We start from the raw sequence: 11,972 nt of genomic DNA on the forward strand, positions 1-11,972 counted from the left end.
ACTAGTCCAACCAGTGTTTAATTCGCTCTCCATACTGCCAATAGGTCAAGAGCGTGGTGAGGCCAAGAATAATAATTAGGATAATCTTATAGATAAAGAATACTTTAATCACAGTTAAAAAAGCTAAAATCAAAGCAAAGACTGCCGGTAAAACCAAGATTTTTGTCCAGCGTTTATCCCTTTGTTTAAGTTTTTCCGGGGAGGAAAAAACAAAAAGGAATAAAATGAAGTAAAACAAAAAGGTCCCAATAATCAACTCTGTTTCCTCCCTTAACAATTAAGCTTAAATTCTCCAGATTTTCTGTACTATATTTATAATGCAGTCTGTAAAAAATAGAATTGTCTCGATTAAACAGATGAAAGGAGATGGATATCTATGGGTCGAAGAAATCGCTCCGCCGGCATTTTGCCCAAATCTGTTTTGGACGAGTTTAAAATGGAGGTTGCCTCCGAATTAGGTTTAACCGAACAAATCCAAACTAAGGGATGGGCTAACATGACATCCCGGGATTGCGGCCATGTAGGCGGTCGAATCGGTGGAAGTATGGTTAAAGCCATGATTCGTCGCGCAGAGGAAAGCTTAAAAAACGATAATCTTTAAAGCATCCTCAGATACCATGGAAAATAGGAGTACAGTATGCTGTACTCCTATTTATTTGCGTTCATCCCGAGAGATAGACTCTGTCGTAATTCCTTAATCTTCATATAATCAGTTAAATCACTATGCATGGGAGTTATGGACACATACCCTTCTTGTACGGCATAGAGATCCGTTTCCTGGTCGACTTCCGGTGATACAGTGCCTGCTTGCCAGTAGTAGTCTCGACCAGTGGGAGTTTGCCGATGTTCGAAGACATTTTCATAAACTGCTTTACCAAGCTTTGTGACACGGACACCTTTCCATTCCTTTTCCGGCAAGGGTGGAATATTGATGTTTATTAATCCGGGTCCGAGGTGAAGTTTCTGCAACCATTTGGCCACAAATTGGGCCGCCGGTTTGTAATCGGTCGCAGAAAAAGAGGCTAAGGATACCGCAATAGCGGGCATTCCCAAAAGCACCCCTTCCATAGCAGCGGATACTGTCCCCGAATAGAAGACATCGGTTCCCAAATTAGGACCATTGTTAATTCCGGAGATGACTAAATCAGGCTTGGGGATAATATTACCTTGTATCGCTATTTTTACACAGTCAGCCGGTTTCCCACTGACAGCATATCCTATACCATTATTTAAAGAATACTTCGTAATAAACAAAGGTTCAAATAAAGTGATAGAATGACCTGTTGCAGATTTTTGACTATCCGGTGCCACGATGGAGACATCGTATCCTTCTTCAGCTAAGGTTGTATATAGGGTTTGGAGCCCAGGTGCAAAATACCCATCATCATTTGTCAATAAAATATGCATTGTTTACTCCAATTACTCAACTTCATAGACCGATATGGTCATAATATTTTCTTTTTTGCTAAGGCCGAACATCAGATTATACTCTTTAAGGTTTTTATTGAGAAAATCCACCACTTTATATAATTCTGGATTAACTTTAATTTTTTGAGTACCTATAAGCTCTATTTTTCCTGTTTTTTGATCCATAACTCTCATCCTTTGTATTTGGTCCATCTTCTATAGTGATTGATTACTGCTTAATCAAAGCAAACCCTTCCGATCGAGTGATTTCATTGGTTTTAAATATCCCACGGACTGCAGAGGTTAAGGTCATAGATCCCGGCTTTTTAACCCCCCGCATAGTCATACACATATGCTCTGCCTCGATTACCACAAGGACTCCGCGGGCATTAAGCATACTCATCACTGAATCGGCGATCTGTCCCGTTAATCGTTCCTGAAGTTGAGGACGTTTCGCATACCCTTCCACAACCCGGGCAATTTTTGATAAACCTGTTACTTTTCCTTTACGTGGTATATAAGCCACATGGGCTTTCCCGTAAAAAGGAACCAGATGATGCTCACACATGGAATAAACCGGAATATCCTTAACAATGATCATCTCCTCATGATCTTCAGAAAACTGCACTTTTAAATGCTGACTGGGGTCTTCATGAAGTCCGGCAAAAACTTCCTGATACATCCTGGCCACTCGTTTCGGGGTATCCAATAATCCTTCCCGCCTCGGATCTTCACCAATGGCTTCCAGGATCATGGTCACTGCTTCTTCTATTTTTTCTAAATCCATACCCAAATTCTCCACTACTCCTCCCACAAGGACTAATAATCAGAATTATCTCTCTATTGATAGGTGCTTGCCATACATTATACCAGATCGACTCAGCTTCTTCCTAGCAAATCATAACAAAACTTTAAAAAATGGTAAAGAAAAAGACAATGTTTTTTCATATGACGGTTTGTCAAGTTAAGTGCGACAGTTCTTCTATAAAAGCTTCGTGTGGTGTTTTCCAGTTAAGACATTTTCTTGGACGACTATTAATGAGTGCCAAGGCTGTAGCCACTTGATTCTCAGATACCTTTGCCAAATCGGTGGCTTTCGGGAAGAACTCTCTTAACAACCCATTAGAGTTTTCATTTGTTCCTCTTTGCCAGGATGAATAAGGGTCGGCAAAGTATATAGGTAAGTTAAGGTCTTTTTCTATGGATGGATAACAAGCAAATTCTTTTCCACGATCGACGGTGGCTGTTTTAAAGGTCCCTATAGGGTAGAAGCCGTGAAGTGTTCGTATTGCCATCTCCATCGATCCAGCTGTTCGATCTTCCATGGGTAGGGCTAAATAGATGCGGGTCTTTCTTTCTGCAAATGTTGCGAGGCAACCTTTACTTTTACCACGGCTTGATACTACAGTATCCAGTTCCCAATGACCAAAAGATAGTCTCTTTTTGACATCCTTTGGACGTTTATGGATCGAGGTCCCAACATTAAATCTTCCTCTGGTTTCTTTGGGTTTCTGTCGTTTCCCTTTGTGTCGTAAGAGAGCTAAGTTTCCTTTAATCAATAGCCCTTGATAGATCCATCTATAAATTGTTTTGTAACTTAACTGTCTCTGAAATAACCGTCCTACAATTTGTTCTGGTGACCATGTTAGTTTAAGCTTTCTGTTTATGATTGTAGCTAACGAAGTAGACCATTTCCCAGTAGGTTTTGACTTTCGGCGACGTTGCTCATAAGTTTTCTGAGCCTGTTGTGAGGTATAGCTATTATTTATTTGATTTCGTTGTAACTCTCTAGCAATTGTAGAGTGGTGTCGTTTAAGTTCCTGCGCAATCTCACGGGTAGACCATCCCAACTTATGTAGGGATTCTAGCCGCCCGCGGTCAAACGTGCTAAGATGTGTATAGCTCATGTTTGGACCTCCGTGTAAGGTTTTGTGTGGTAACTTTATTTTACACGAAGTCCATCATGGGCTGTTTAATTTTCAGGTGTCGCACTTAATATTACAATTCGTCATATAAAAAAGAAAAAAGGCTTTACGCCTTATAGTTTACGCTAATTGCAAAGCTTTATTATAACAATCTACAGCTAATTCATGATCCGAGAGGTGGTCATAAATATTGCCCAGGAGTGCCCATCCCTCAGAATGATCCGGATCGATATTCAATAGTCGATAGAGTATTTCAATGCCTTGATCCCAATTCCCTTTCTGGGTATGGCATACCGCTAGATTATAGAGGATGACCGGATTGGCTTGGGCTAATTTAAGAGCTTCTTGATAGTATTCTGTAGCTTTCCTTGTCCGTCCTAAATGAACCAGGGTATAAGCCATATTGTTCAGTAACACCGGATCATTTTGACATAAGCCATGAGCCCGTTCTTGCAGTTTGAGAGCTTCCATGGATTCGCCCTCATTCTGATACATTGCCGCAAGATTGCACAGGGAATCGTAATGGTCCGGATCGTACTTCAAAACTTGACGATAGAGACGAATTCCTTTTTTATGTTCATTGGTTTGAGTGTAGCAGTAAGCCAAGCGAGCTTTAAGATCCGGGTTATATTCATAACGCAGAGCCTTTTCAAAGCTCAAGATGGCCTGAGGCATCTGTTCTAGTTGAAGATGGATCTCTCCTTTCATCTCCCAATACAAAGAATTGTGGGGCTTCAGTTCACAACATCCTTGGAAACAACGCAAAGCCTCGTGAGGTTCGCCATGGTAAGAATAAATGGTTCCCAAGCGATAGATATTTTCCACTTTTTTGGGATTAGCCCATATGGCTTTATTCAATGCATCCACTGCCCCGCGCCAATCCTCTTTTTCCATAAGGCAATCTGCCTGCAATTCTAGGTATTCAGTACTTTCGGGTCCATTAGCTAATGCTTTATCCAAGCATATTAATGCCTCCTGAATTAAGCCTTGCCCAAAATAGCAGCGAGCCATTAAGTGTTGAATTTCTCCTTCTTTGCCAGGATATCTGCCCCAGATGCGCTCCAAATAATCCCGCGCTTCCTGATAGGCTTGAAAGTCGATAGCCTCCTTAACGGTTTCCAAGAGAGGCTTGTCCGAGTCTTGCTGCAAACGTATTAAGCAATGTTCCAAGGAATCACTGTCTTTATTGGCAAATATCCATGTGGAGTTCTTGAGTCGTGAAAGCCATGAATAGTCACTTGTCGCTTTTTTTGCAGTTGTAAGAGGAAACATAGGGCGTCGCTCCTTTACCTCGTTTTGGGTACATTTCGAGCAACTGGTATATTTTTCCTCCTCCTCTTTTCATAAATCATACGTCAAATAGTGCTTTGATGCTATACATTTCACTTCAAATCTAGCATTGGTAATCTTTTATAGTTAAAATCAGGCAAAAAGCACGTTAGTCCAACGTGCTTTTGCATTTATTGCAATATCCGTAAAATTTCAAATCATGGTCAACCACTTGATAACCATTGCGTTTTTCTATCTCAGCTTCTAAAGACTCCAGCAAATCATCATCAAATTCCGATACATCTCCACATTTGATACAAATTAAATGGTGGTGGTGATGCTCATCCTTACGGTTAAACTCATACCGGCTTCTCCCATCTCCAAAATCATTTTTTTGGAGAATACCTAATTCCGCCAAGAGATCCAAAGTGCGGTAAACCGTGGCCAGTCCAATATCTGGATAGTTATGCTTAACCATCATAAAGGTATCTTCTGCACTAAGGTGTTGATCCTCATTCTCTAAAAATGCTTTTAAAATAGTTTGTCGCTGAGGGGTTAATTTATAGGAGTGATGACGTAAAAGCTCACATATTTTCTGATACTCATCTTTCCACTCTTCTTGTTTTACCACTATAGTCTCCCCCCGTCCTGTGTTCTCTTCAAATTATAGTGTATCCATTAGATTTTGCATAGACACAAATTATCCAGAATTAGTTTAACTTAAACGATGTTCTTAAAACTATACATCTACAATTGAAGAAAGGAAAGCACTAGGCTTTCCTTATAATGATTTTTGATTAACTTGTGTCATTAGGATAATCGGTCTCTGAGAATTTCTACGACTTCTTCAGCACTACGCCCTGAAGCATGGATTACAGGCACATGAAATTGGGCTTCTTCCGCTAAAATATCGGTTCCATCCCCTTTGACAACTATTGCACTGACATTCCTTAGAGGATCATCCTCTAAGGGCATCGTATGAAATCCTGCAGTATGTAATTCTTGAACAACGTTAGTGAGGCCATCCTCAACAGCAATCTTTTTGTACATCACATCAACCTCCTCACAATTATTCTTCCTTGACGGACCTAATCTATTCTGACGAAATTTGGTAGTTAGAATTCAAAAACGTCTTGATAAACTTCCTTATATTCGGAGGAGATGTGAGGCAATTTGATGCTGTAGCGCGGACTTTGATCAGCGAACACCACTTCTATACTGCATTTCACAATACCTTCAGCTGCAATTTTCCATTGTGTAACCCCTTGATGAGGTGGCGTTCGTTCAAGAAGCAGAGTGTAACTGCCATTGTGCTCCTTACCTTCTAGGGCAATCTTTTTTGGTAGCTTCGCAATAGGAATGAAATCATCCATCTCCCGGATTTTAAAGGGCCTTTTACTTTCAAGTTTTATCCTTACCAAATAGGGATCTCGTCCATATTTCATGGCCATTTTGAAATTCAGGAGACGTCCACCGGTATCTGTGACGGAAACATTAGCCTGCAAAGGCGGCTTTTCGGAAGGTATCGGTAACTCAAGCGTTTTTTTATCTTCTCCAACCTTGGTCTCTTTAGAATCAAGCTCTGCGATTAAATTTTTGGAAAGGGTATCAGTACTGGATATTCTGAGTACAACCTCTTCCGATTCTGTCCAGACTTTTTGAACACTGATAGGTTGTGGGTTGGTTTTATTATAATTCGGGATCAAACCTGTCCCCAGGACAATACCAACACCGAGTATAAGAGCAGGAATAAACAGGCGTTTAAGCATTTGGTCCCAAGGCCTTTTTCCCTTTTCCAGGATATATAATCCACCTAAAAGAACCGGGATAAAAAGCAATCCATAGAGTACGATAAATACTATAGGATAAAGATGAATAGTTTCATAAAAACCGGACCATTGTTGCGAATTTAAAAGTTCCCAATGGGTCTTATAAATAAAATATGGCCCAATAAACAATAAGACTATACTTGGGTAATAAAGGAATAGGTTAAAACAAAAAAGCCAGAAAAGGAAGGGGAATGCTAAATCGATTCGATAAAGCCCCAAAATAATGCTGAGAAGGGTTAAGATCAAAACTCCAACCAACCAATATAATTTCCCCCCTTTGGGCTGGGGAAAGCTTCTTAAAAGTCTTAGGAAGATTAGCAGTGCACACAGGACCATGATGACCCTTAGGATTAAAAATACCCCCGGATAGGCCTGCCATAGGTATACTCTTTCTTTAATGAACTGCCATAGCCACTCTCCGGTGCCGCTTAAAAAACTCACCAGAAAAGCAACAACAGGAATACCCACGCCAACCAGTACGTACTCTTTTAGATCGCCCTGAATGAAGGGTTCTTTGTCACGAAAACTTCGCGAAATAGAGAATAAAGTAAAGAAAATAATTAAGATAAACAGTATCCTAAGTCCTAAAGTCGGAATGATTAAGACAAAGGATCCCAACTGGAAAGGTAAATAATAGGAGTCCCAGGTCTTCTGACCACTTCCCGTCACTTCCACAGAATCTATAAGCTTAGGAATGAACTTCCCCACAGTATCCAGGCTTTGTAAGGTGACCTGCTCAATTCGATCCTCAGGCCGATGATAATATCCCTCCGCGCGGCCGGCGATTCCCAGACCAAGGGCAGGTATTCCTTGGTCCAGGAAAGGGCTAAAATCACTAGATCCCCCCTGTGAACCTTCCCGAGTCATCACTACAAAATCCCGACTGATATGGAAAGGGATTTGTTCTTGACGGGCGATAGTTACAACCTTATCAACCAATTCCGGAGGGGCTGATGTCTTGCCGGCGATATCAATCTCTAGAGGAGTGCCCACCATGTCCAAATTCAACATCCACTGTATAGCTGATAAATCACTTTGAGCAGTAAAATACTGTGAACCCACCAGTCCATTTTCTTCCGCTCCAAAAAACACGATTTGATAGCTTTTCTGATGCTTTTCCTGGCCTAATATTCGGGCTATTTCCAACAGCACACCTACCCCGGAAGCGTTATCAATAGCTCCGGGAGCTGAAATATCGGCACTATCATAATGGGCTCCAAGGAGAATGGTTTCTGGTAAGGCCCCTGGTAATTCGGCTATAATGTTTTGACTATTGATCACTTGGATTTTATGCTCAGGTTTAAGAGGGTTGGAATTGGACACAATCTTGCTAAACGGCTGCTCTCGCACCTTCCATCCATATTGTTCCAACATATAGTACAGATATTGAGCCGCTTTAGTTTCATTTTGACTCCCGGCTGGTCGAGGGCCGATCTTCTCCGATAAATGAAGAATATGTTCATAAGCTTTATCCGCGGAGAATTCTGTTGACATCTTTCCCGAAGCTGGGGTGCTATAGTGTGCCAAAGGCGTTATAGACCGAGGTAAATTTAATGAACAAAATACAAACAGGATTATGACCAATAAGAGAAATCCGTGTTTTCTTTTTCTCATCAAGATCCTGCCCCTTTACATTTCTATGCTTGTGAATGTCTATGTAAAAAGATAAAAATCTATTCCAACCAGATTTTTTGAACAGCTTTATTTATGTTATAATAAAGAAGTGCTTAGAAAATTTGTACTTAGGAGTCGAAGATCTATGAGGAAACGGTTCATCCCCCTTATTCTAATTCTTTGCCTTTTCCTTACAGGATGCTCTATAGATATGAAGAGCCTGTTTGTAAAAAATGAAGAGGCCCCACTATCAAACCTTTCTGCTGAGGCCTTGTATTTTGACGGTAAAACTGCACGGGAAAAAACCATAGAGCTGATTACCTCAGCCCAAAAGTCCATATACATAGAGCAGAAAATTTTTTCTGATCCGGCACTTAAGGAGCTCATCATCCAAAAAGCTGCAAGCGGTATAGAAATAAGAATATTGCTTGACCAGTTTGAAACTCCCAACAAGGCAACTCTCAATGAATTTAAAAGCAACAATATCTCCGTACAGTATTACCCCGCCCAAAAAGGACAGACGGATGAGGCTAAATTCCTGATCGTAGATTTAAGAGAGGCCATGGTCTATTCTTTCCCCTGGTCTGACAAAGGGTTTAGTTCTCATAATCTAGCCGTTAATTTATCCGGTCGTTCCGTCTGGAAGCTGGCCAGCGTGTTTAATCGGGATTGGGTTTTTACCACAACCCTTTCACTGGATATCCCCAAAACCACTGAATTAGCTGAAGATAATATCGCCGTCGCCGCCAATTCCAATGTTAAGGCACAACTTCTCGACCAAATACAAAAGAGCACCACAAATATTTGTATCATTGCATCCCATGTGACCGACGCAGATATTGTCCAAGCTTTGGTGGATGCGACCGGAAAAGGATTGGATATTAAAGTTATCCTGGATTCCGGTATCATGCCGAGTAATTATCCGAATACAATCGAAAATTTCAAGGCTGCCGGCATTCAGATTCGATATTATAATTCGGTAGCCCATCCTCCTCTAGATATCAATCTAGGTATATTCGATCGCAATACGTTTATCTTAAGCAGCTCCGGATGGGGGTATAAGGCCTTTGTGATGAACCATGAAGTCTCCGTTACAGTTCCCTCCCCCGTAGCAAGCCAAGAATTAATCACTAGGTTTGACCAAGACTGGTTAAATAGCTCTGCTACTCCGCCCGTTCAGGAGCCGGGATAAGAAGAGGATTAAGCATGAATTAGGAATAAAAAGCTCATTAAAAATTAACCAAAAAAGAAAGCCAGACTACTCTGGCTTTCTTTTTTGGTTAAACCCACTGGCTGACTTAATATCATCATCTAAATGAGTGTGATCCGCAAGTAAAATAGGGTGGATGCGGCCGTCTTCATAAAACTCAAAAATATTGACTGCCGTATTATGCTGCCAAGGAACATCATTCCATTGCTCCACAGGAATCCCCAGAGCTTTCTTAACAATGAGCTGCAGAGTCATCCCATGGGTAACAACACAGAGGGTTTCCCCGTCATGAAGCCGAGGTAATTCCTGAACGAACTGCCAAGCCCGTTCACTAACCTCCCACATGCTTTCTGCTCCGGGAATCTGTACCTGATGGGGACCAGTGTCCCAAAGAGTAAACATCTCAGGATAACGTTGCCGCAAATCCCACCAGTTCTTTCCTTCCCATTCTCCGAAGGATAATTCCCGTAACGCCGGATCAAGAAGGATTTCTTCTACCCCAAGTGCCTTCCGAATTTCATCGGCAGTGGCTTGAGCACGAGGTAAATCGCTGGAATAAATACGAGTGATCCCTTCTTTTTGTAATCGCTGCCCCACCTTGCGAGCCTGCTGAACCCCCTTTTCTGTAAGTGGAGAATCCAAAGCTCCTTGAACGCGACCTTCAATATTCCAGAGGGTTTCGCCATGTCGAGTTAATATTATTTTGATCATTTTGTCCACCTTATGAATTTTTTAATTAAGTCTAGAGCTATTATGACATAATTAGCCTGAAAATAAAACAATGGTAGGGAAACTCCCTACCATCCCCGCCTTGCCGTAAAACTCCAGGTTTCTGACCCTGCTCTCGCAGGTGGGTACCTAGATGAATCTTTCCACCTTCCCCTGCAAGTGGGCTTGATGTACTGAACTCATCATATCAGTTCCCTTGTCATAAATAGGATCAAAACCAAGATATTCTACGAACAACGCAGGATTCACATTTATTATATCACTAATACTTCAAAAAACATCATGAAAGAGTTGGAAATTTATTTTTTATACAGCTTGTCTTCAATTTCTGCCATACGATCCTGAAGTAGTGCGATGGTCATTTCATGTGCTCTTAATCTACGGCGTAGACCGTCAATAAGATGTTCCAGTTCATGTATTCTTGACTCATTAGATAGGTTAGAACCATCGTCCGAATCCCTGGTTAGAACAGGCGAGAAATCCGGGGCAGACTCACACGTTTGTGAGGAGGGTTCCGGGGCTCCAGGTAATTCTTCAGCCTTTTCAGCTTCCTCGTGTAGTAGCTTGAACAATCCATAGCGAGAATTGCGACCTGGTTTTACCTCAAGCCAACCTTCTTTTGCTAAGGTCTCAATAGCTCGTTTCATGGTGCTGTTCGCCGCTCCAGTCTCCCGTTGAATTTCAGAAAAGGGGATTTCAAATTCTTTTCCATCATTCCTTTTAGACTGTTTCTCGAAAAACTCCTTAAATCTTTGATTGGTTTTATCTCTTAAGGCCAAGAAACCATCTCCCCTGCCGGGTATACCGGTAATTCTTATCTTATTATAAACCTTTTTTCTAGAAAAATCCAATTATATCAACGGATTATTTATTCTTTTTCACAATTAATCCCCATTTTATTTTCCTTCGCATACTCTATCCATTTAATGCATAGATTCTATTAGTCAAAGGAGGTATGAAACATGCCCAAATCCTTTCACTTCGGGATAGTATTCAAAGGCATTTTGCTTGCTTCTGGAATTGCCCTACTTCTTTCCTTCATTCTCGGTTTACTTCTCACCTTAACTCAACTTCAAGAATCATCCCTGGTGTATAACATAATTCTTGGCATCAGCGTTTTTATTGCTGCGGCAATTAGCGCCCATCATGCCGGTATGAAAGGACTCTTTTACGGCATTGGTATTGGAGTCGGCTTTATACTGTTACTACTCTTCTCATTTACTGTCTTAAGCCCTGACACTCCCTCCTGGCTGAGTTTCGGCGAGAAGTCCATCATTATCCTAGCTGCTGGAGCTGTGGGCGGAATAATCGGAGTAGTAGCCCGAGGATAATCCCCATTTGTGATAAGTGTTTTTTAAGAACTGCGATAATTTCCTTTCAAATCCCTCCTTTTAGCGTTAGAATAAAGTAAGACTTGATTCAGGTGGAGTTTTTTAACTCCATCTGAAGCTTAGTCGCACTTATCCTCTGTGAGGACAAAACTAACAAAAGCAAACGGGAGGGAATTTTTATGTGCGTAGAAAAAACTCCTTGGGAACTTGTCATAGACTTTCACGGACATACTTGTCCAGATATTGCTCTCGGTTATCGGGTCGCTCAGTTAGCTCAAAGGGAGATGGGAATACGTCCCGCTCCAGACTCGGAATGCCTTGTGAAAGCCTATACCCAATCCTGTGCTCTAGATGCCGTACAGGTATTAAATAAAGCCACCATTGGACGTCGTGCACTGATTATCGAGGAAACTCAACACCATATTTATCAATTCCATTTTACGGGTACCCAGGAAATTCATCAATTTACAGTTTCCTCGGATGTTCTGGACCACCTGAAGGCCTTGCAGCATCCGGATTTAAGCCCCCGTGAAAGACAGAATAAGGTATTGGAAGGGGTTCAATACGTGCTCACTTTAGAGGAATCAGCTTTTTGTCAATATGACAAAATCCCAGGTGAGCTTAGGAAGCTTTAATCTTTAGTAAAAATTCCGCCCAG

Annotated in this window: 15 protein-coding genes and 1 other RNA gene; 4 read left to right on the top strand and 12 right to left on the bottom strand. The window is 41.4% G+C overall.

The window, feature by feature from the left end:
* Position 1: 1 nt before the first annotated feature.
* Entirely contained in the window at positions 2-256 is a 255-nt protein-coding gene (locus DESDE_RS11875; protein WP_014794261.1) for a hypothetical protein, read from the bottom strand.
* A gap of 120 nt (positions 257-376) precedes the next feature.
* On the opposite strand from DESDE_RS11875, the gene DESDE_RS11880 reads away from it, so the two are divergent.
* The gene (locus DESDE_RS11880; protein WP_014794262.1) at positions 377-601 is read left to right on the top strand and encodes an alpha/beta-type small acid-soluble spore protein; all 225 of its coding nucleotides are present in this window, start codon (positions 377-379) and stop codon (positions 599-601) included.
* 47 nt (positions 602-648) lie between these two features.
* Here DESDE_RS11880 and surE read toward each other — a convergent pair whose 3' ends face one another.
* The 8 genes from surE to DESDE_RS11915 form a co-directional block, all read right to left on the bottom strand.
* Positions 649-1,407, bottom strand: a complete 759-nt coding sequence (gene surE, locus DESDE_RS11885; protein WP_014794263.1) for a 5'/3'-nucleotidase SurE — start codon at positions 1,405-1,407, stop codon at positions 649-651.
* 12 nt (positions 1,408-1,419) lie between these two features.
* The gene (locus DESDE_RS21225; RefSeq protein WP_014794264.1) at positions 1,420-1,593 is read right to left on the bottom strand and encodes a YpmA family protein; all 174 of its coding nucleotides are present in this window, start codon (positions 1,591-1,593) and stop codon (positions 1,420-1,422) included.
* 43 nt (positions 1,594-1,636) lie between these two features.
* Positions 1,637-2,194, bottom strand: coding sequence for a GTP cyclohydrolase I FolE (gene folE, locus DESDE_RS11890; protein WP_014794265.1), 558 nt, complete (start codon positions 2,192-2,194; stop codon positions 1,637-1,639).
* Positions 2,195-2,366: 172 nt separating this feature from the next.
* Positions 2,367-3,314 carry an IS30 family transposase gene (locus tag DESDE_RS11895; protein WP_014794266.1) on the bottom strand — a complete coding sequence of 316 codons (948 nt, stop codon included), beginning with the start codon at positions 3,312-3,314 and terminating at the stop codon, positions 2,367-2,369.
* A gap of 138 nt (positions 3,315-3,452) precedes the next feature.
* A complete protein-coding gene (locus tag DESDE_RS11900) occupies positions 3,453-4,604 on the bottom strand; it encodes a tetratricopeptide repeat protein (protein WP_014794267.1) in 1,152 nt (383 codons plus the stop codon).
* 166 nt (positions 4,605-4,770) lie between these two features.
* Complete coding sequence (locus tag DESDE_RS11905; protein WP_085938404.1) at positions 4,771-5,235, bottom strand: Fur family transcriptional regulator; 465 nt, start codon at positions 5,233-5,235, stop codon at positions 4,771-4,773.
* A gap of 176 nt (positions 5,236-5,411) precedes the next feature.
* Positions 5,412-5,651: a YkuS family protein gene (locus tag DESDE_RS11910; protein ID WP_014794269.1), complete on the bottom strand. Its 240-nt coding sequence runs from the start codon at positions 5,649-5,651 to the stop codon at positions 5,412-5,414.
* A gap of 65 nt (positions 5,652-5,716) precedes the next feature.
* Positions 5,717-8,044, bottom strand: a complete 2,328-nt coding sequence (locus tag DESDE_RS11915; RefSeq protein ID WP_014794270.1) for a M28 family metallopeptidase — start codon at positions 8,042-8,044, stop codon at positions 5,717-5,719.
* Positions 8,045-8,255: 211 nt separating this feature from the next.
* Between DESDE_RS11915 and DESDE_RS11920 the strand changes: the two genes are divergently transcribed.
* Positions 8,256-9,236 (top strand): phospholipase D-like domain-containing protein, encoded by a 981-nt coding sequence (locus DESDE_RS11920; RefSeq protein ID WP_242831235.1) that lies wholly within the window; start codon positions 8,256-8,258, stop codon positions 9,234-9,236.
* A 66-nt stretch (positions 9,237-9,302) separates the two neighbouring features.
* On the opposite strand, the gene DESDE_RS11925 is transcribed toward DESDE_RS11920, so the two are convergent.
* The 3 genes from DESDE_RS11925 to DESDE_RS11930 all read right to left on the bottom strand — a co-directional run bounded on the left by DESDE_RS11925 (position 9,303) and on the right by DESDE_RS11930 (position 10,762).
* Positions 9,303-9,965: a histidine phosphatase family protein gene (locus DESDE_RS11925; RefSeq protein WP_014794272.1), complete on the bottom strand. Its 663-nt coding sequence runs from the start codon at positions 9,963-9,965 to the stop codon at positions 9,303-9,305.
* An 88-nt stretch (positions 9,966-10,053) separates the two neighbouring features.
* Positions 10,054-10,231, bottom strand: a non-coding RNA gene (gene ssrS, locus DESDE_RS21230) — 6S RNA.
* Between the two features lie 51 nt (positions 10,232-10,282).
* Positions 10,283-10,762: an IclR family transcriptional regulator gene (locus DESDE_RS11930; RefSeq protein WP_014794273.1), complete on the bottom strand. Its 480-nt coding sequence runs from the start codon at positions 10,760-10,762 to the stop codon at positions 10,283-10,285.
* 183 nt (positions 10,763-10,945) lie between these two features.
* Here DESDE_RS11930 and DESDE_RS11935 point away from each other — a divergent pair, with 183 nt between their 5' ends.
* Together DESDE_RS11935 and DESDE_RS11940 are read left to right on the top strand one after the other, a co-directional pair.
* A complete protein-coding gene (locus DESDE_RS11935) occupies positions 10,946-11,314 on the top strand; it encodes a TIGR04086 family membrane protein (protein ID WP_014794274.1) in 369 nt (122 codons plus the stop codon).
* Positions 11,315-11,493: 179 nt separating this feature from the next.
* Positions 11,494-11,949 carry a formylmethanofuran dehydrogenase subunit E family protein gene (locus tag DESDE_RS11940; RefSeq protein ID WP_014794275.1) on the top strand — a complete coding sequence of 152 codons (456 nt, stop codon included), beginning with the start codon at positions 11,494-11,496 and terminating at the stop codon, positions 11,947-11,949.
* Positions 11,950-11,972: the final 23 nt, after the last annotated feature.

Source organism: Desulfitobacterium dehalogenans ATCC 51507 (assembly GCF_000243155.2).
Classification (GTDB): Bacteria; Bacillota; Desulfitobacteriia; order Desulfitobacteriales; family Desulfitobacteriaceae; genus Desulfitobacterium; species Desulfitobacterium dehalogenans.

Excerpts from the sequence above, each read along its gene's own strand:
- DESDE_RS11900 (WP_014794267.1), bottom strand. The coding sequence starts at position 4,604 with ATGTTTCCTCTTACAACTGCAAAAAAAGCGACAAGTGACTATTCATGG.
- surE (WP_014794263.1), bottom strand. The coding sequence starts at position 1,407 with ATGCATATTTTATTGACAAATGATGATGGGTATTTTGCACCTGGGCTC.
- DESDE_RS11940 (WP_014794275.1), top strand. The coding sequence starts at position 11,494 with ATGTGCGTAGAAAAAACTCCTTGGGAACTTGTCATAGACTTTCACGGA.
- DESDE_RS11925 (WP_014794272.1), bottom strand. The coding sequence starts at position 9,965 with ATGATCAAAATAATATTAACTCGACATGGCGAAACCCTCTGGAATATT.
- DESDE_RS11920 (WP_242831235.1), top strand. The coding sequence starts at position 8,256 with ATGAAGAGCCTGTTTGTAAAAAATGAAGAGGCCCCACTATCAAACCTT.
- DESDE_RS11880 (WP_014794262.1), top strand. The coding sequence starts at position 377 with ATGGGTCGAAGAAATCGCTCCGCCGGCATTTTGCCCAAATCTGTTTTG.
- DESDE_RS11915 (WP_014794270.1), bottom strand. The coding sequence starts at position 8,044 with ATGAGAAAAAGAAAACACGGATTTCTCTTATTGGTCATAATCCTGTTT.
- DESDE_RS11935 (WP_014794274.1), top strand. The coding sequence starts at position 10,946 with ATGCCCAAATCCTTTCACTTCGGGATAGTATTCAAAGGCATTTTGCTT.
- folE (WP_014794265.1), bottom strand. The coding sequence starts at position 2,194 with ATGGATTTAGAAAAAATAGAAGAAGCAGTGACCATGATCCTGGAAGCC.
- DESDE_RS11910 (WP_014794269.1), bottom strand. The coding sequence starts at position 5,651 with ATGTACAAAAAGATTGCTGTTGAGGATGGCCTCACTAACGTTGTTCAA.
- DESDE_RS21225 (WP_014794264.1), bottom strand. The coding sequence starts at position 1,593 with ATGGATCAAAAAACAGGAAAAATAGAGCTTATAGGTACTCAAAAAATT.
- DESDE_RS11895 (WP_014794266.1), bottom strand. The coding sequence starts at position 3,314 with ATGAGCTATACACATCTTAGCACGTTTGACCGCGGGCGGCTAGAATCC.